16 protein-coding genes and 2 pseudogenes are annotated in these 17,341 nt (G+C 67.7%); 11 read left to right on the forward strand and 7 right to left on the reverse strand.

Annotated features, from left to right (window positions below; translation table 11 throughout):
• Nucleotides 1-135 (forward strand): beta/gamma crystallin domain-containing protein (locus tag ABZ951_RS25335; protein WP_361280017.1); only part of this gene is annotated, 135 nt, incomplete at its 5' end.
• 347 nt (nucleotides 136-482) lie between these two features.
• A pseudogene (locus ABZ951_RS25340) lies at nucleotides 483-623 on the forward strand (ATP-binding protein); the annotation flags it as partial.
• A 23-nt stretch (nucleotides 624-646) separates the two neighbouring features.
• Here the strand turns inward: ABZ951_RS25340 and ABZ951_RS25345 are convergent.
• A complete protein-coding gene (locus tag ABZ951_RS25345) occupies nucleotides 647-1,150 on the reverse strand; it encodes an SMI1/KNR4 family protein (RefSeq protein ID WP_344084146.1) in 504 nt (167 codons plus the stop codon).
• Nucleotides 1,151-1,408: 258 nt separating this feature from the next.
• On the opposite strand from ABZ951_RS25345, the gene ABZ951_RS25350 reads away from it, so the two are divergent.
• From ABZ951_RS25350 to ABZ951_RS25360, 3 genes and pseudogenes are all read left to right on the forward strand, one after another.
• Entirely contained in the window at nucleotides 1,409-1,879 is a 471-nt protein-coding gene (locus ABZ951_RS25350) for a hypothetical protein (RefSeq protein ID WP_344084143.1), read from the forward strand.
• Nucleotides 1,880-2,056: 177 nt separating this feature from the next.
• On the forward strand, nucleotides 2,057-2,632 hold the full coding sequence (locus ABZ951_RS25355; protein ID WP_344084139.1) for an N-acetyltransferase: 576 nt from the start codon (nucleotides 2,057-2,059) through the stop codon (nucleotides 2,630-2,632).
• A gap of 90 nt (nucleotides 2,633-2,722) precedes the next feature.
• A pseudogene (locus ABZ951_RS25360) lies at nucleotides 2,723-4,200 on the forward strand (IS1182 family transposase).
• Nucleotides 4,201-4,309: 109 nt separating this feature from the next.
• Here ABZ951_RS25360 and ABZ951_RS25365 read toward each other — a convergent pair.
• The 5 genes from ABZ951_RS25365 to ABZ951_RS25385 all read right to left on the reverse strand — a co-directional run bounded on the left by ABZ951_RS25365 (nucleotide 4,310) and on the right by ABZ951_RS25385 (nucleotide 7,429).
• Complete coding sequence (locus tag ABZ951_RS25365; protein WP_344084136.1) at nucleotides 4,310-4,621, reverse strand: hypothetical protein; 312 nt, start codon at nucleotides 4,619-4,621, stop codon at nucleotides 4,310-4,312.
• A gap of 44 nt (nucleotides 4,622-4,665) precedes the next feature.
• On the reverse strand, nucleotides 4,666-4,839 hold the full coding sequence (locus tag ABZ951_RS25370; RefSeq protein WP_344084133.1) for a hypothetical protein: 174 nt from the start codon (nucleotides 4,837-4,839) through the stop codon (nucleotides 4,666-4,668).
• A gap of 347 nt (nucleotides 4,840-5,186) precedes the next feature.
• Nucleotides 5,187-5,957: a peptidase S1 gene (locus ABZ951_RS25375; RefSeq protein ID WP_344084130.1), complete on the reverse strand. Its 771-nt coding sequence runs from the start codon at nucleotides 5,955-5,957 to the stop codon at nucleotides 5,187-5,189.
• 136 nt (nucleotides 5,958-6,093) lie between these two features.
• A complete protein-coding gene (locus tag ABZ951_RS25380; RefSeq protein ID WP_344084127.1) occupies nucleotides 6,094-6,336 on the reverse strand; it encodes a hypothetical protein in 243 nt (80 codons plus the stop codon).
• Between the two features lie 421 nt (nucleotides 6,337-6,757).
• Nucleotides 6,758-7,429, reverse strand: a complete 672-nt coding sequence (locus ABZ951_RS25385) for a molybdopterin-dependent oxidoreductase (protein WP_344084124.1) — start codon at nucleotides 7,427-7,429, stop codon at nucleotides 6,758-6,760.
• 227 nt (nucleotides 7,430-7,656) lie between these two features.
• Between ABZ951_RS25385 and ABZ951_RS25390 the strand changes: the two genes are divergently transcribed.
• From ABZ951_RS25390 to ABZ951_RS25410, 5 genes are all read left to right on the forward strand, one after another.
• On the forward strand, nucleotides 7,657-8,040 hold the full coding sequence (locus ABZ951_RS25390; RefSeq protein ID WP_361280757.1) for a MerR family transcriptional regulator: 384 nt from the start codon (nucleotides 7,657-7,659) through the stop codon (nucleotides 8,038-8,040).
• A gap of 2,551 nt (nucleotides 8,041-10,591) precedes the next feature.
• Entirely contained in the window at nucleotides 10,592-11,518 is a 927-nt protein-coding gene (locus ABZ951_RS25395; protein ID WP_344088081.1) for a hypothetical protein, read from the forward strand.
• Between the two features lie 18 nt (nucleotides 11,519-11,536).
• Nucleotides 11,537-12,799: an MFS transporter gene (locus tag ABZ951_RS25400; protein ID WP_344088086.1), complete on the forward strand. Its 1,263-nt coding sequence runs from the start codon at nucleotides 11,537-11,539 to the stop codon at nucleotides 12,797-12,799.
• 182 nt (nucleotides 12,800-12,981) lie between these two features.
• Nucleotides 12,982-13,323 carry a DUF6233 domain-containing protein gene (locus ABZ951_RS25405; RefSeq protein ID WP_344088089.1) on the forward strand — a complete coding sequence of 114 codons (342 nt, stop codon included), beginning with the start codon at nucleotides 12,982-12,984 and terminating at the stop codon, nucleotides 13,321-13,323.
• 1,035 nt (nucleotides 13,324-14,358) lie between these two features.
• Entirely contained in the window at nucleotides 14,359-14,685 is a 327-nt protein-coding gene (locus tag ABZ951_RS25410; protein ID WP_344088092.1) for a hypothetical protein, read from the forward strand.
• Nucleotides 14,686-15,051: 366 nt separating this feature from the next.
• On the opposite strand, the gene ABZ951_RS25415 is transcribed toward ABZ951_RS25410, so the two are convergent.
• Nucleotides 15,052-15,312 carry a hypothetical protein gene (locus tag ABZ951_RS25415; protein ID WP_344088095.1) on the reverse strand — a complete coding sequence of 87 codons (261 nt, stop codon included), beginning with the start codon at nucleotides 15,310-15,312 and terminating at the stop codon, nucleotides 15,052-15,054.
• An 878-nt stretch (nucleotides 15,313-16,190) separates the two neighbouring features.
• Here ABZ951_RS25415 and ABZ951_RS25420 point away from each other — a divergent pair.
• Nucleotides 16,191-17,111, forward strand: coding sequence for a winged helix-turn-helix domain-containing protein (locus tag ABZ951_RS25420; RefSeq protein WP_344088098.1), 921 nt, complete (start codon nucleotides 16,191-16,193; stop codon nucleotides 17,109-17,111).
• Nucleotides 17,112-17,341: the final 230 nt, after the last annotated feature.

The following is a 17,341-nucleotide window of genomic DNA, read 5'->3' on the forward strand; positions in this document are numbered from 1 at the left end:
GTCGACAAGATCTCCACCGGCAACAACGACCTGATCTACTACGACGCCAACGGCGACTCGGTGAAGATCGAGCGGTGGCACGAGATCACCTTCCCCAACCGTCCGCCGAAGGTGAAGGCCATCGAGATCCTCTGACGGATTAACGGGCGGTTTTCGCCGACGGGCCGGTTCTCCGGGAAGACCATTCCCGCCGAAGCGTCCGACTCCGAACCCGCCCTGCCGGGATAACATTCGGATTCTCCATCAACGCGAATCCTCTCCCGCCCGGCTCACCGATGCCGACCACCCTTTCCGGGCGTGGCCAGCATCGGCCAGTGCCATGAGAAGCGGGAATTCACGGCCAATTACCGACCGGCCCGAACGCGGCCAGACGACAGCCCGGCCGCGTTCAGTAACTCCGCTTCACAGTTAGCTCGTTTTGCTCGTTGACGACCGTCATGGCGGCGGTGAAGACGTCGAATCGCCTCGAACGAATCGTTCGCTGGACGAAGACCTTCACCGACCCGCGGCTCTGCGCGGCCGTCGTCGACCGCCTCACCTTCGGCGGGAACACCATCCGGACCGAGACGGAGTCCTACCGCCTCGCTCAGACCAAGACCCTGGCAGTCCAGGCAGCAAACTGAAGCACCAGGTCAGGCGGCTCCGATCAGTCGGCGTCGAACGTCACGGCCGCGGTGAGGCCCTCGATGAACGTCCTGAAGTCCGCGGCCAGGGTGAGCTCGGTGTCCCAGTCCGTGTCAAACCACCTCACCGACGGCTCGCCCTGCCGGCCGCAGAGCCGGTAGTCGAGAGCAATCCAACAGTGCCCATCGCCAGAGAGCAGGACGAGCGGGGACGGCAGGCCCCACTCCTCGACCAGACAAGGCGTGTCCAGCAACGACAACTGGCCTTCGCGGCGGCCGATGCCCATCAGCCCGTCCAACGGCACGTGGCTCTCACTCCACGAAGTCCGCATCGTGGTCGGGAAGGCGTCCCGGTCGGGCGCCACCAGGCCGCCGTTCTGCAGCCGCAAGATCTCCAGCAACGATGACGGCAGACGCACCCCGAGCTGACGCTCGGCATTTTCGACATCCACGTCGGTCAACGGCGCCTGAAGCCCATAAGGGCCCTCGTCCCAGAACGTCACCTTGACTTCATCGAACCGAGTCACACCCGCATCCTACGATCCCTCCATCACCACAAGCCGGGACCTATCGAACTACTGGGCGATATCAAATTCCATCGACTTCCCGGCCAGCAGAGGGGGCGAGCGACGCCCGAATGTCCTGTGACAACGAACTTGGACCCTTTGCCATCGGACCTAGACGGCTCCCGCTAGGGCCGAGGACTCGTGGCCAGACGTCCAGGACCAGATCGTGCCTGTGCCGATACCGAGACGGGCGTCTGAACGAGCCGATACGGTTCCCCCATGACGAAAACTGCCCGGACCATGAAACGTGCGGGAGCCCTCGTCGCGGCAGCCGCCGTGTCGGCGCTCGCCTTCCCAGCCCAGGCCCACGCCGCTGCCGTCGCCTGCGGCGGCGGGGTCTCGACACAGAACATCGGCGCCCGGGGCTGTATTTCCGCCGAACGCTGGAAGGAAGGAAAGATCTTCTGGCGCGACATCACCGCCCACGCCCTCATCACCAACTCCCGCTCCCACGCCTCATGGGTCGAGTACGAGGCATACCTCCACGTGCAGGGCGACGGCGACGACTGGATGAAAATGGGCAGCGGCCGGACCATCGTGGAGCGGCGTTCCACGGTCGGCCCGATCGCCATCGCCACCTCCACCCGCCTCTGTGGCCCGGTCAAAATCACGATCCGCGTCCACGTGAGGCCGGCGGGGGGCGCCTGGTCGAACTGGTCCAGCGCGGTGACCTCGCAGTGCCAGACCTGACGCTGCCAGACCTCGCACACCGCAGCGCCCCCGAGGCTCTCGTGTCTTCTACGGGGGAATTATCAGGAATGTAGTGGTGGTCGCGGCTAGGAGCTTGGGTCAGTAAAGGGTTGGCTGCAGCCGAGACTGGAACGCTAGGTCTCGGCCGGACCTTGGGGCTGGTCTAGGCTGCTGGCCATGAATTCGGCCATGACCAGCGGTGTGACCACTGCGCCCGCCATCCTTGACGCCATGGAGCTGACTTCCGATCCGGAGCTGGAGGTCCGGTTCGCGGAGTCGGCCCACCAGATCCTGGCGGACCTGGTCAGTGGAGGTGCCGCGCTGGGCTGGGTCGAACCACCCTCGCGGGATGAGGTGACGGAACTTCTCGGTCACGTCGTCTCTGCTGTGCAGGCCGGGGATGCGGCCCTGCGTGCCGCTTACCTCGACCGTCGGCTTGTCGGGTTGGGGTACTGGCTCCGCTACGTCCGACCGACCCATCGGCAACACGCCGATCTGGAGAAGATCGCGGTAGATGCTGCTGCCCATGGTCGTGGCGTCGGCCGGGCGCTGACCGCTGCCTTGATCGCTGACGCCCGGGAGGCGGGTATCGAGGTCCTCACCCTGGACGCCCGTGGCGACAACACCAATGCCCTGCACCTCTACCGATCGCTGGACTTCACCGAATACGGCCGTCTCCCCGACTTCGTCGCCGTCGGCGAACACCGCTACGACAAGGTCTTCTGCATGCTGGACCTCCGCCGACAAGGCTGACCACTGCCACGCACGAAGGACCGGCAGCGACCCGCCGGCGCTTCGCGATCTTTCATGCGAGATGATCACGATATGCGTGGTGGGAATGGACTGTTCGAGGTCGAGCCGGTCGGGAAGAAGCGGTCTGGGGGCCGTCCGGCGGCGGTGGACAAGACGTTTCGGGCCTTCGATCCGCACCAGGTCCTGCTGCTGCCTCCATCGCTGGACGACTGGCTGCCCGAGGGCCACCACGCCCGGTTCGTCGCCGACCTGGTCGACGAGGTGCTCGACCTCTCGCCGATGCTGGCGGACTACACCGATAAGCGCGGCTACCCGCCCTACGATCCCCGGCTGATGCTGCGGCTGCTGATCTACGGCTACACCACCGGGGTGCGCTCCTCGCGGGCGATCGAGCGCAAGTGTACCGACGACGTCGCGTTCGGTTCCTGGCCGTCGACCAGGCCCCGGACTACCGCTCGATCGCCCGGTTCCGCCGCCGTCACCTGGACGTGCTCGCCGGCCTGTGCACCCAGGCGCTGCACCTCGCGCAGAAGCTCGGCATGGTCAAGATGGGCCGCGTCGCCCTGGACGGCACGAAACTTCAGGCCAACGCCTCCAAACACAGGGCGATGAGCTACGGCCGCCTGGTCGACAAGGAGGAGCGGATCGAGGCCGAGATCGCCGCCCTGGAGGCCCAGGCCCAGGCGCTGCCGGCCGACGCGCAGGCCACCGACGAAGCCGAGGACCAGATGTTCGGCGCCGACGGCAAGGACACCGACCTGCCCGCCGAGCTGGACCACCGGGAGAAGCGCCTGGCCAAACTGCAGGCCGCTCGCGCGCAGATCGAGGCCGAGGCCGCCGTCAAGGCACGCCGCCACGCCCAGGACAAGGAACGCCGCCGTCAGGAGCGTGGCGGCATCAGCGACGAGCAGGCCGTCACCGACGCCGGGGACAAGGCCGCCGCGAAGGCGCGCTCCAAGCCCAAGGCGCAGGCCAACTTCACCGACCCCGACTCGCGGATCATGAAGAACAGCGACGGCGCCTACATACAGGCATACAACGCCCAGGTCGTCGTGGACGAGAAGCACCAGGTCATCACCGCCGCCGACGTGACGACCAACCCCTCGGACGCGCTGAACTACACCACCATGCTGAACCAGTCGGCCCAGAACACCAGCCGCCACCCCAAACAGGCGCTGGTCGCCGGCTACTGCTCCGAGGCCAGTCTCAACGCCGCGAGGGACCGTCAACTGGTCTGCGGCACCGGCACGTTCATGGCCACCGGACGCCTGGCACACGACGAGCAGGCCCCGCCCGCACCGCGCGGACGGATACCAGCGAACGCCACGCTGAAGGAACGGATGGCCCGCAAGCTGCGGACCAAGCCCGGCAAGGCCGCCTACAGTCGCCGCAAGGCCATCGCCGAACCCGTCTTCGGCCAGATCATGACCTGCCACAACGGCCGCCGGCTCCTCCTGCGCGGCGAAGAGGACGCCCGCGGCGAGTGGCGCCTGCTGGCCGCCTGCCACAACCTCCGCAAGATCTTCCGACACGCCGGAACCGCTGGACTCGCCACCGCGGTCGGCTGATCAACCGGTCCCCGGCCCCGTCACGGCCCTACCAGGCCGCCCACCTGACGGACAAAACCCATCCCGGCCTCACAGGCGCTAACCGGACGACCGCGACTGATCCCACCGCTCACGGACACCCGACCAGTTGCCTGTTACCGACCCGCGCTCCTAGTCGAAGAAGCGCCGACAGGGCCAAAAGGCCGCCAACCCACCGCAGCACCGTGACGAACGCGTCGCGGTTGACCGCGCCGTCGGGAGAGCCGCCGGTGATGGCGAAGAACACTACGGCGGTCAGCGCGATGCCCAGGTGAATGGCGGTGTTGAACAAGCCCGAGGCCGAGCCGGCGTCCTCGTGCGGGGCTCTGGCCAGCGACAGATCGGCGAGCGGGCCGGAGACCATGCCCAGGCCGAAGCCGATCAGCACTACTGGTGCGGTCATCGCCAGAGGGTCAGGTCGGCCTGACGGCTGCCGATCTGGAGCCCCTAGGTGACCATCGCAGCGGTCGCGCTGAGGGCTCCGGCCTGCGGCAGACGGCGGGCGAATCGCCCGGCCGTCTTTGCCGCGACTGTCGCGCCGCCCAGTTCTCCCCTGGGGAGCAGCACGGAGGCCACGGGCGCCACCAGAGCGGAGCCCGCCGCCATCGTCACCGGCTCCATCCCGCCCCCGACATCATCGCCGTACCTGACGACTACCAGCGTGAACCCCGCACGCAGCTCACCGCCATAGCTAAGGGTGATCGAACACGGTCCGAACGGCACCCGAGCGGCGAGCACTGCACGTATAGGCGACCGGCGTTGCGCCGGAAGACGGGGCAGATGCTCATGTGAGGATTGATGCCGGGGGCCTGAGGGACTCAAGCTGGGCCTGGAGCTTTCTCCGTGCCTGGTCACCGGCCCATCGGACAGGCCCTGGAAGCGGTTCCCGGACACCGACCCGTGCCTGGCGATCCGTCCGGCGCACACCGCCGCCCGAGGCTCCCACGGGCGGCGGTGCGGACAGTCGTTCAGTACGCAAGGTGGAAACCGGCGCCGACTCCACCGTTGGCGTTCATCTCGTCGATGATGCTCAGGATGGGCGAGCTGTGCTGGGCGCCCCAAGCGTTGCCGACCAGCGTCTGTCCGACGACGACCGGGGAACCGGAGTCGCCGCCGTTGGTCCAGATGAGGTGGGTGAACCACATGTTGTGGGTGCCCAGCTTGATACCACAGGTGAGGCCGGTGCGGTGGCCTTGCTTGCACATGCGGACCCCGTTGGCGGGCGGGGCTCCGATCGATGAGATGGTCACCTCGCCGACGGTGCTGGTGGGAGCGACTCTGGTCTCGTCCAGCAGGATCACCGCGTAGTCAAGGCCCTTAGGGCCGCTGTTGAGAAGGTTGTTGGGCGTGCTGACGTACGTCACCGTGCCGATGGGCCCGGTCTCCAGATCGGGGCGGGTGTTGGGAATCGGCGCCGGGGCCTGTGCTGTGCCCGCGGGCGAGGCGTCCCGGTAGACCTTTTCCCCGACGAGCTTGTTGCCCTTGTCGTCGATGAAGCAGTGTGCATTGGTCAACGCCACCAGATTGCCGGCGTTGTCGCGGCCTACCGCGGTGAGGGTGCAGATGAACAGGCTCGTGGGCGCCTCCGGGCTTGGACTCATCCGGAAGACGATCCCGGTGCCGCCGCCGACGGGGGTGCGCGTGTCCGTATGGGAATCCGCACTCGCGGACGGAACCGCGCTGATGGACATGGCCGCCGCGAGGACGGCGAGGCCGAGGGCGCATATCGCTCGTAACATGTGATGACTCCTGTATAGGGCCGGTTTTCTGGTGTGGGGCTTGGCGGGGGTCGCGGGGTGCGGAGGGGACCGTATGCGCCTGGAAACTGCATACGGCCAGGTCGGCAGCGGTGCCGGCAGTCGAGCCGACGGACCTTCAGGTGACCGTCGCACTGGCCGCTGCCGAGGAGAGGCTCCGGGAGTTCATGGCGTCACCCGCATATACGGCTGCGCCCGGGCCTGCGGCCGACCGGAACGTCTTCAGGGCCGCCGGCGTGCCGGCATGGGGATCGGTGGTCGGGGGCGCGGCCTGCGCCGCCGAGGGGAGCACGACCAGCACCGCGCACGCCGCGCCGAGTGCTGCGGCCGCCAGTCCTGCGCGGCCGGACTCACTTGCCATGCTTCCTCCTTGGGATGATTCGGCGAGCCGGTCGATCCGCATAGTAGCCAGGGTGCGCAGGACTGGCTCCCCGGAACTTCCCGGATGGACAGCCGGACCGTCGGGCGGCGTGGCAGCCCGCACACTCCCGTCTTCCGAGCCGGGCGGTTACGACGGGAATGGGGACTGCGTGTCAGTACCGCCCTCCGGCGTGCCTTGTCGGGACTCAAGTCTCCGGTCGTTCGGGCAGCCCGCTGTGCTCGGGAGGTGTCGTCAACTTCCGTGGCGGCTTTGTGCTGACCACGGAGCGTTGAACATTGACATTCAGGCGCCCGCAGACCGCGCAGGCAGCGGAGTGCGCTGCGTCCATTCGCCGTACCGGCCGCCTCGGTCCCGACGGCTCCTGGTCCGGTCCGGTCCGCTCCGGTCCAGGCAGCGCCCCTCACCGCGGCTCCTGGCGGCTGCCCCGGGCGCTCAGTGCGCGGATCGGCCCGATCAGCGCCCGGTAGACCGGCCGCACCACACGGCCGGGAAGGTGGCCGTGACGTTCCTCGTGCCAGACCCTCGCCCTGCGGTGCGACGCGATGGGCAACCACCGGTCGGGATCCGGGGGTTCGGATGTGTGGAACTCGACGCGGCAGAGGTGCTTCGTACTGACGAAGCCGTACTGGCCGGGGCTGACCAGCCGCAACGGAGCGCCATGGTCGCTGTCGAGCGGCTGCCCGTCGAGACGGTCGGCGATCAGCACGTCGTCCGCCAAGGCGTCCTCCAGCAACGCGATCGAACGGTAGCCGTCGAGACCTTCGAAGACGACATGGCTGATCGGCGTGCCCGGCTCGAGCAGCGGTTCGACCCGCGTGCGATAGAGGGTCCGGAAGGGGGCTCCCTCCCACAGCAGGCCGGTCGCCGACCATCCGGCGACACAATGGAAGTCGGCCCCGAGCTCTCGTCGTGGCAGCTCTGCGAGGTCGGCCACGGACAGCGTGAGGGCCTCGGTCAGGACTCCGCCGACCTCGATCACCGGGTCGGCGGGGACGAGTGGAGGCGGGTGATGGAGGTGCTTGCCGAAGCGTGGGAATCCATCAACGGCGCGTTGGCCTGGGGGAAGCGTCATGCCAGTCCTCCATGGGGTGAGGCTCGGTACGAGGAGAGGTCGTGATCGGAGGCTGAGCTTCGGCTCCGCCGGTCCTGCCGGCCCTGCCGGTACGGCCGGTCCTCCCCCGCTCCGGTGGACTCCCCGGCCGTTCACCGCAGCCGGGCAACCGGCCCGGTGCCTCGTGGCGCCGGGCCGATGCTTCATACGCTAGGGCCTCCACCGCACGGGAGATTCAAGGGGAGGCGATGAACGTCACTTGGTCGATCGGGGAACTCGCCACGCGTGCGGGGCTGTCGGTGAAGACCATCCGCTACTACACCGACATGGGCCTGCTGCCGACGGCCCCGCGCAGCAGGGGAGGCCATCGCCGCTACCCGCCACAGGCGCTGGAACAGCTTGAGCTGGTGCGGCAGTTGCGTGCGCTGGATGTACCGAGCGTGGCCATCACCGGCGTCGCGAACGAAGGCCAAGGCCTCGGCGACCTGATGGCCGCGCAGTTGACGGGCACCCAGGCGCAGGTGGCGGAACTGCGCTGGCGTGAGGCGCCGTTACAGGCGTTGGAGGAGTGCTTTGGGCCGGAGCAGCTGCGGCGGCTGCGCGTGCTGGCCAAGGTTCGGTGCCGGCCATAGGCCACCGCGGACCTCGCCCGGACATGGGAGCGCGTCCTGCCAGCCGGGGCTGCCGGCGCGCCTGGCCGACGCCATCACCGCACAGGCCGGTCCGAGCCGCCGCGCGATCCCACCCTCGATGCCGTACTGGCCTACGCCGAGCTCCATTGCCTCGTGGCGGAGCCAAGCGGCAAGTCAGGGCCTATTTCGGCAGGGCTGCACAGTTCGGGGTGAGGGTGTGCACGCAGGGACCACGGGAGGAAGATGCGAAGCCGTCCGGAGTCCCAACTCGCTCCTCGGCACTGACGCCCCGCCGCCCGTCCCCCCACCCGCCCGCGCATCTGGCCCCTCCAGGGACTCACCGGCACGCCGGCCCCTACATGTGCCATACGCCACATGCTCACCGCGTCTTGCTGAAACGGCTACTGAAATGTCGAACGAGACACTGAAGCGCCGGATGGGAACCGACAGGCGTGACCCAACTTCGATGGCGCCAACAGCGTCCGTCAAAGATCGATGGCACGCGATCAAGGTTCGATGGCACAGGACAATTGTGACGGCCGCCGATAGTTGGCGAGGCTCGTGAAGGAACACACAGGTGCCTTGGGCGGTGGTCGGCCCTAGGTGGCGACTTTGGCCAGCGACAGTTGGCGAGCCGCCAGTTGCCATTGTCACGCAGAGTGAAGGCCGTATTTCCCGGTCGCGTCCGCTTGTGTGGCAGTTATCCGGGTCTGAGTAGTTGGCGTACAGGAAATCCCCGTGAGAACGACCATGGTCCGGTCGGCGCGAGCGTGCTGACGCGGTTCTCGTACTCGCGGCGGGCCTTGCGCTGGGCAGGGGCGTCCTGGGAACCGTTGACGGCGGGCGGTGCACGGCAGGGACGGCGCTGACGCGGAGGGTGTAGCCCTGCTGCGCCGTACGGTCATCCCCTGGTAGAGCGCGGTTCGACCACAGGGAGGTATCGGCGCGCGACTGCCCGAACCCTGTGGCTGGACGGTGCCTTGGTCCGCGGGACGCGCCGGAGAGGGGGTGCCAGCCGTTTCCTTGGGAAGCGCAGTCGCCTGCCCCGAGACGCCAGGATCGTGCTCATCGTTGTCCGGTGCGGGAACCGTCAGCAGCGCTTCGAGGAGCACCGCGGCCTCGGTGGTGTTCAACGGCGTGGCGGTGCTGCCGCTGGAGGGGTGGTGGAAGACCCGCAGGAGCACGTCGGCGAGGCGGGGCTTGGCCTTCCGGTCGAACAGGCAGTGGGCGCACAGCCAGGCCATCGGTACTCGCCCCCCCCCCCGAGAGGTCGGTGATAGAGCCGTTCACCCGAGTATCTGATAACCGGGGGCCTCGTTGAAGCGGGTACGAAGCATTCCAAGCGGGCGGTCTTCGCCTTCACCATCACTGCTGCAGTCCTCGCGATCGGGATACCCGCCCATACGGCGGAGGGCCCTGCCGGGTCAGGTCAGACGGCTGCCGTTGTCGAGGATGAGAAGGGGGAGGGGTTCGTCAGCGCCGTTCTCGACCAGCTGTTCGGCACGGCCCCGGATGTCGCCACGAACTCCATGGGCCAATCTTTCGTCTTCCCCAGCGACGACGTCCCGCTCACCCCGTATGACTCTCTGTTGAGGTGAGAAGCCCGTTCGGGGAACGGTCCCGCGACCGTCCCCCGAGCAGATGGCTGGGCAAGTAGGCGCACCGCCGTTCGCTCCTCAGCCAACGTCGGCGGACAGGGGGTGCGGTCTCTTTACGTGCGGGGTGAAGGGCAGCGACGCTGCGGAGGATGGCGTTGCCGGAGAAGGAGCACCTGTCGCGGCGGGTGTGCTCGCTTCTTCGTTCCTTCTAACGATCACGTCGACAGAGTCAAGCCCGTGCTCGTCAGGCATCCGTCGGCGGCCTCCGGCCGGTGCTGGGACACCATAATTCGCTTCACCGCGCGAACGATCCTGCCGAAGTCGGCGGCCTGTGTGAAGCCGACCAGAGGTATCGAGTCGGCCGGCTACGGCTGTCACATGGGACGGGGCCGCCGCCCGGCGAGCCGGTCGGCCCCGCACACCTCACACGCCACCGCTCCCGGCCAGGCCGCCGACGGCGATGAAGCAGGCGCTAAAGACCTCTTTATTGAAATATGCGAAATATTCCTGAAATAAACTCTCCCACCCATGCACGCCACTCGCACAAGAGTGCCATCCGAGCCATTTGACCCCACGCATTCCAGCCAGTTCACAGAACACGTCTTGAGAGTCAAGAAATTTCGATGGGAAGGTGAAAAGCGAACCGATCGATGGGGGGTGAAGAAATGAGTCTCAAGATCGCTATCAAGAAGGTCAAGGAGATCGACGACCTGACCAAGGTCCCGACCAGCGGCCGCTGTGGCTGACCCTTGCATGTAACAGAGCCGACGCGGCGCACCAGCGCCGCGTCGGACTCTATTTCGGAATTCCCGGTAAACGTCTGGTTCAAGCGTGATAAACAGGAGGCCATCGTGCCCGAGGAAGCACCCACTCCAGTCGAGATCGACGAGCGGTACCGGCCGAGGCTGCGGCACTGCACCTTCCTCACGCCCGAAGGCGAAGAAACCACCTACATGATCGTAGGCCGGGAGTACTTCGAGCTCTCCACCGAAAAAGATCAATTAGAGATTTTTCTCAACGTTAAGCGATATTTTGACGGACGCCACTCCGTCGCCGATATTCATCGCATCACGGGTGTCGACCAAGCGGACGTTCTCGACACCGTCCGGATGTTCTCCGACGCAGGACTGTTCCGGTCCGTACGGCCGCTGGAGTCGATACCTTCCAGTGTTTTCGTGCAGCAGATCGAGGAAAGCTGCGACATGTGGGGCAAGCAGATCGGCTACCACCCCCTGTTCACCGGTCTGTCCACCCAGCGGCTCCGCCGCGAGGTGTTCGTCGGGATGATCCTGGAGATTTACCACTACATCAAGTCGGCCTCCAAGCACATCGGCACGGCCATCGCCCACTGCAACGACCCCGCCTTCGCACCCTTCCTGGCCGAGTACCACTCTGAGGAGTGGAACCACTCCCACTACGCCGTGGACACGTTGGTGCGCCTGGGCATGCCCAAGGAGCAGGTCCTCACCGCCCACCCGATCATCGGCACCTGGTCCCTGATCAACAACCTCTGCGAGATCGCCCGCCAGGACACGTTGTCCTACCTGGCCTGCACGAACCTGTTCGAAGCGCGCGAGCAGGACGCAGAGGGTGCGGCCAAGGACATGCGCGAGCTCACCAGCGCCTACGGGTTCCCTGCCGATGCGACGGATCCGCTGATCCAGCACATGGAGCTCGATGTCGCCGCCGGCCACAAATCCCTTCTCGCCGAGGCCCTCGGTTCACGCGAGAGTATCGCCGCGGTCGACGCTCACCGGGTCGTCAACAACCTGCACGACCTCAAGCACTCCTACGACCAGTTCCATGACGGGATCGTGCAGTACTACTCGGAGGTTTCCAACTACATCCCCCGGCTGACCGTGGATTACTTCAGCCTCTGATCGGACGTCACACAGAAAATGCTGAAGGATCGGCGATTTCTTCGCCTCTGGTCCGCGTACTCGGTGAGCACCCTCGGTGACGAGACGTATGTGCTGGCCGTTCCCTTCCTGGCGTACCAAGAGGGCGGAACGGCTTCCACCATGGCGCTCATACAGTCCTGCGCCCTCTTCCCTCAGGCGGTCTTCGGATTCCTCGGAGGGGTGCTGGCGGATCGCTCCGACAAAATCAGGCTGCTGCGCACCGCTTACCTCGCGTCCAGCCTCACACTCCTGGCCGCTCTCCTGGGATATGTCTTCATCGAAGGCGGCAGGCTCTTCCTGCTCGCCGCCGCCGCGCTGATCCTCTCCGCCTTCGCGGCGATTTCAGCAGCGAGTGTGGACAGCGCGGTCCCGAGTTTCGCGGCACCGGAGCAACTTGCGCGAGCTAATTCCATGACGGAGACCACCCGGACCGTCGCGACGGTGGTGGGGCCTGCGGCAGCGGGAGTCCTGGTAGCCGCCGCGTTCCCGGGCACCGCTATTCTCGTCAATTGCGCGGCTTTCGCGCTCTCATTCCTGCTTCTCAAAGGCCTGTCCGTCGCCCCGGAGCCACGACCAGCCGGACACTCGTCCGCCGGCGGCGCGGTGCTGCGCGACCTCACGGAGGGCGTGCGCTATCTTGCCCGCTCCCGCCCCCTGTTCATCGGAGTCTTTCTCAGCACCTCAGCGAACTTCATCTTCGGGGCCTACGAGGCGATGCTCATCTACTACTTCCGCTCCGGCCTCGGCCTGTCGGAGAAATGGACCGGACTCGCCCTGTCCATCGCGGGAGCCGCCTCGGTCCTCACCGCTCTCCTCCTGGTCTGGCGGGCTCCGTCGAAGAACTTCGGCCGCATCATGACGGCTTCAATCCTCCTCCAGGGGGTGGGCGTGCTCATCATCCCCCTGGGCGGCGGCATCGCATCAGCCGTGTGCGGTCAAGTGGTGCTGACCGTCTTCCTCGTCATCTACACCGTCTACTGGCGCGCCTTCCGACAATCCATCTGCGCCCCCCGGTTTCTCGGGCGCGTGTCCGGAGCCTGCCGGGCCATCGCCTACACCGGCACGTTTCTCGGCAGCCTGATCTCCAGCATGGTGCTGGGGCTCGTGTCCGACGTCGCGTCGGTATTCCTGGGAATCGGCGCGCTCACCATCGCCATCGGCGTCGCGGGCTCCTTCGTCCTGGCCTGGAGCACTCGAGCGGACGGCAGTACGCATGACGAGGCACACACCGGCACCCGTCGCGAGAAGGCCGGAACCTGAGCGGTAGCCCCGTATGCCGCCCCCAGTTCAGGCCCAAGCCCTGTTCGGACGATTCGATTACCGGTATCCCGGTCGCAGGCGCAAGATCGGGCAAGCCCAGGAGATCGGGCTCACCGGGGTCCCGCCTGGACGTCTGGTCCCGGGCCCCCGTCGGCGACGGCAAGACACCCGAGCCGCACTCCGTGGTCTTCGAAGCGCCCTCTTCGAAGGTCACCCCCATCGAGGGAACGGACTACAGCGGCGTGCCGCGCCGCCTCGCCCCCGCCCCGCACAGCCGGCGCCCGCAACCCGAACCTGCCCGCACAACCGAGGGCACTGAGCTGAAGTGGTGGCGGTTCATCTCCCGCCCCACCTCCGCCGGCGGGGTCCTGCACCGCGGCGACTGCCCCGCCTCCAGCGGCGGAGCCCTGCTCCCCCTCAACGAAGCCCGCCTCATCCTCGACGAGAAGGGCGTCAGGCCCTGCCCGCAATGCCACCCCGAAAGCCGGCTTCGCCAGACACCACCACCGCCCGGCACGGCGTGAGCACCAGGCCCCGGCCCACGGGAACCGGCACGCTGCCGTTGGGGCGGCCGTCCCCGGGCACGTCCCAATTCTCGGGAACGGAGTGTGCCCGGAGACGGGAGCGGGCGCGCCGGGCAGGCAGCCCGGCACCACTCTCCCCCGCCCCTGGCCCGTCCGGGAGCTGACCGCATGTCGGCACCGGCGTAGGCCCGTTGGCGGCAGGCTGGCCGTACCCGTGCACGGCAGGCGCAGCAGTGGTCCGGGGCAGCCTCCGGTGCCGCCGGCGCCCGCATCACCAAGTCGGCCCGTTGCACAAACCGGTTCCCGAGCCGGTGGGAAACCTCGGTCTCCCGTCCGAGCCGGTGACCGATGCCCGCGCGGTGCAGTTCAGCGGCCGTGGACATGACCGCGGCGGCATGGTCGTCATAGCCGCCTCCCAGCAGTCCCCCAGTGTCCGGGTCGTACTCGGGCTTGCGCAGCGCGGAGATCCGTATGCCCTTCGGCTCCAGCAGCTTCTTCGCCTCGCGGTGCCCTCGGACGGTGAGCACCCACACCTGCCCCTGGTCTTCCTGGACAGACTCGATCCTCGCCAAGCGGTGGCCTTCGAGATCCAGGAGGTTCTCCCTCGTCTGCTTGTCGTGCCGGTCCTCCGGGCGGGTCAGCCTCCACAACTGGTCAGCCGTCGCCCTCTGGAGAATGCCCAGCGCTTGCAACAGTTCTCTCCCCCGCGAGTTCCTCCTATGAACAGGAGGCTGTGAGAATGGCGTCTTCCTCACAGGAGGGTTGTCGGCGCTGCGGCGACCTCCTGACCGTCGGGTTTGACCTGCGGAAACACCGATTTCGGGGCGAAGGATCGCGGAGGGGCCGATGGCGGGGGCGGCGAAGGGGGAGGAAACAGCGGTGGCGGGCGTCTCAACGCAGTTGCCCGCAGCGGCCGGCGGGGGCTGCTCGGGCGGGCTGACGGCGGTCATCGGATCCTCGGTTCCTCCGGCTGGCGGGAGGCCGCCGGTGTGGGCCAGGGCCGATGCGCACCTCGCACCGGCGGGTGCATGCCCAGTGCGGCTGACCATCTTGGAGTGCGGCGCACCGGCGAGTGTGGTGGAGTCGCTGGCCGAGCAGCCTGTCGTCGCGGCGTGCGCGCTCGCTGATGCCGTCGGCTCGGAGAGCGGGAGCGCTGGCGCGGTGGAGGGCGCGGCCGTCGCCCTGGAGGCACTGGCCGGCGCCCTCGCACAGCTCGACCCGGAGTGCGCGGAGATCCTCTCCGTCGTGCCCGTCGCCGCAGTCGCCGCCCTCGAGCGCGTCGAGCACGCCCGGACCGGCGACGGCCCGCAAGACGACACCCGGGGCGCCGCCGGACGGGCACAGCGCTGCGCCAGGCACTGACTGCGCACGGCCTCACCCGGCACCGCGTGCGCCAGCTCGGAGCGGCGCTGGTCACCGTGACCCTGGACCCCCGCCGACGCGCAGGCCCTGGCCCCGCTCCTCGCACAACGCGGCGAAATCCCGGGTCGGGTGCGTGCGGTACGCGGACGAGGGATGGGGTGAAGGGCCGGCCGAGACCGCGGCCGCCGCCCCGGCCGGAGTCCTCATCGTCCACGGGCCCCTGGCCAGGTCAGGCCCGACCACTGCGCCCAAGGCCCAGGGTCTGAGCGCTGAGCCCGGAGGAGCTGATCCCTGGTGTTGCCGCTCGAGCTGAAGGGTTGACATGCCAGGGCACCGGACGGTCATGACCGCTCAGCCCGAGAGGAATCAGCCCTGCCAGCGTCCCCCGCACTCCCATGCATGGCCCACGCGCTTGATGCACACCCGATAGAGACGGTGCTGGGGATTGTCAACCGCTCCGGTGGTGGCGTCGTGCTTGCCCTGGGGCACGGTAGCGTGACAGGCGTGGTAGGTCTTGGCGTAGTCGTCCGTCCAGTCCAGCGAGACCTTGTCACCGGGGTTGAGATTGTGGCCCCACACCCAGTAGATGTTCCGGTCCTTGTAGGGACGGTTGGTGCTCCTGTACATGTCGGCCTCTCCACCGCTCTGCCCGATTCCCGTGAGGTGGCTGCGCTGGTTGCCGTTGGTGTAGCTGTAGGGGTTGAGATTCGGACCGCACGAAAAGTTGACCGGACCTCCTGCGGCACTCGCCGGTGTCACGGAGCCGGTAACTACCGAACCCGCAGCGAGTAACGTGCCTGCTAAAAACAGACCGGCCTTTCCCGATGAACGCATGAGGGTCTACCTTTCTTCCTCGACTTAGGTGCTTCTTCTTCGAGTGACGCTCTTCCTCATCGGAGGCTTGTGCTCGCGCCCCTCACCCAGTCGCCCCGAGTGTTTCGCTCCGGGTGCTGACCTCCGAGCGCCGGAGCCCGCTGCGCTCCGAGCTGCGGGGCGAGGAGCACCAGACCAGACGTGCAGGCAGGCCCTGCGGGCTGAGGAGCCGGTTTATTTCGGTGGCCTTGCGGTCGAGTTCCGCAACACTTCGTCAGCACGAGACGGTGCGCTGTGTCTGCCCGCCAGCAGGCCCTGGCCTGCCCCAGCCCTTGGACAAGTCCGGCCTTTTACACTCGAACGACGCGACCGCCCGGCGACGCGCTGCCGCCGGACCGTTCACCGTCATCTCTGCTGCCGGCACGGCGGCCGTGGCAAGGCCTGCGGCCACGGAGTGCTTCCGCGCATGTTGTGTTCCCTCCAACGCCGGTGACCGGACGCTCGTGTCTGGTGCCGGAAAGAGTCTGTCGTGCCCCCACCGGTGTTGGTAGATGTGTGCGTTGGGGCGCAAACTCCCTGATCGCAGCAGTGGTGGGCACGTCGGGCAGAGAGGCAGTGTGCATGACATGATGCGGATTCACTTCACGAGCGAGGACCTAGCGCGTACGGTCTTCGCACCGGGACCGGATCCCATGTGGGAGCTGCTGATCAGCCTGCACCGGCTCCAACTGCGGGACGCGGCGGCGCTCTTCGGGCCGTGGCGGCGTCAGACTGCTCGCCGGGCGCCGGCGTCGACGCGGATGCTCACCGCGCTGGCCCCGGTCCCCGGGTACTCCATGGACTTCCTCACCCCGGCCCTCGGCCGCAGCCTGGCGGACCAGGGCGAGGCTCTGCGCTCCACACCCCGGCAGCGCGTCCGGGCGGACCTCGCGATGTACTCCCGGCTCAACCCGGGCCGACCGCTCCCCACTTGGTGCGCCGATCTCGCACGCGGAGAGGCCCATGTCCTGGGCCGGCTGGCGGACACAGCCCTGCACTACGCCGACCGCTGCCTCGCCCCTTACTGGCAGCATATAGAGGCGGCAGTGAACCGGGAACGGGCACAGCGTGCCACCTTGCTGGCGGAGAGCGGCTGGGCGGCGGTATTCGACACCTTGCACCCGTCGGCCCGCTGGCAGCCCCCGGTACTGGAGCTGGATTACGCGACCGACAGGGATCTGCATCTTGAGGGGCGGGGGATCATCCTGCAGCCGTCGTTCTTCTGCCGCTATCGTCCCACCAGCTTCGCGGACCCGGTCCTGCCGCCCATACTCGTCTACCCGATCGACCACGAGTTGGGCTGGGCCGACGCCAGCGGCACTGAGCGCCGCGCGCTGAGTGCGCTCATCGGTGCTACACGGGCGCAGCTCCTGTCGGCAGCCGGCGATGGCGTCGCCACGACCAGTGAGCTGGCCCGCCGTGTGGGCATCTCACCATCGAACGCAAGCCGTCATCTCGCGGTGCTCAAAGAGGCCGGTCTGCTCTGCAGTCACCGTCACCGCAACGCGGTCCTGCACACCATCACACCAGCCGGTGCCACTCTGCTCGAAGGCCGGGGAATCCGGCTCACGTGACCGGGCCGAGCGCGCACCAGGCGCCCCCCTGGAAAAGCCTCGGCCGCCAGCGGCTCCCCCGCGACGCGTGCGTCAAGCAGTACGGCTGGAGCGGGATGTAGGCGAAAAAACGGACTCACCGGGACCCCCGCCAGCACCCAGAAGGCCAAGACCCGCCCCCATACGGGACGCCGCGGCCGCTAACCGTCCCCGGGCACGCCCCGCTTCCCGGGAACGGGGTGTGCCCGGAG

This window comes from Streptomyces sp. NPDC046215 (assembly GCF_040646215.1).
In the GTDB taxonomy this organism is placed as follows: domain Bacteria; phylum Actinomycetota; class Actinomycetes; order Streptomycetales; family Streptomycetaceae; genus Streptomyces; species Streptomyces stramineus.

Excerpts from the sequence above, each read along its gene's own strand:
- ABZ951_RS25350 (WP_344084143.1), top strand. The coding sequence starts at position 1,409 with ATGACGAAAACTGCCCGGACCATGAAACGTGCGGGAGCCCTCGTCGCG.
- ABZ951_RS25355 (WP_344084139.1), top strand. The coding sequence starts at position 2,057 with ATGAATTCGGCCATGACCAGCGGTGTGACCACTGCGCCCGCCATCCTT.
- ABZ951_RS25365 (WP_344084136.1), bottom strand. The coding sequence starts at position 4,621 with ATGACCGCACCAGTAGTGCTGATCGGCTTCGGCCTGGGCATGGTCTCC.
- ABZ951_RS25370 (WP_344084133.1), bottom strand. The coding sequence starts at position 4,839 with ATGGAGCCGGTGACGATGGCGGCGGGCTCCGCTCTGGTGGCGCCCGTG.
- ABZ951_RS25375 (WP_344084130.1), bottom strand. The coding sequence starts at position 5,957 with ATGTTACGAGCGATATGCGCCCTCGGCCTCGCCGTCCTCGCGGCGGCC.
- ABZ951_RS25380 (WP_344084127.1), bottom strand. The coding sequence starts at position 6,336 with ATGGCAAGTGAGTCCGGCCGCGCAGGACTGGCGGCCGCAGCACTCGGC.
- ABZ951_RS25385 (WP_344084124.1), bottom strand. The coding sequence starts at position 7,429 with ATGACGCTTCCCCCAGGCCAACGCGCCGTTGATGGATTCCCACGCTTC.
- ABZ951_RS25390 (WP_361280757.1), top strand. The coding sequence starts at position 7,657 with ATGAACGTCACTTGGTCGATCGGGGAACTCGCCACGCGTGCGGGGCTG.
- ABZ951_RS25395 (WP_344088081.1), top strand. The coding sequence starts at position 10,592 with ATGATCGTAGGCCGGGAGTACTTCGAGCTCTCCACCGAAAAAGATCAA.
- ABZ951_RS25400 (WP_344088086.1), top strand. The coding sequence starts at position 11,537 with ATGCTGAAGGATCGGCGATTTCTTCGCCTCTGGTCCGCGTACTCGGTG.
- ABZ951_RS25415 (WP_344088095.1), bottom strand. The coding sequence starts at position 15,312 with ATGTACAGGAGCACCAACCGTCCCTACAAGGACCGGAACATCTACTGG.
- ABZ951_RS25420 (WP_344088098.1), top strand. The coding sequence starts at position 16,191 with ATGTGGGAGCTGCTGATCAGCCTGCACCGGCTCCAACTGCGGGACGCG.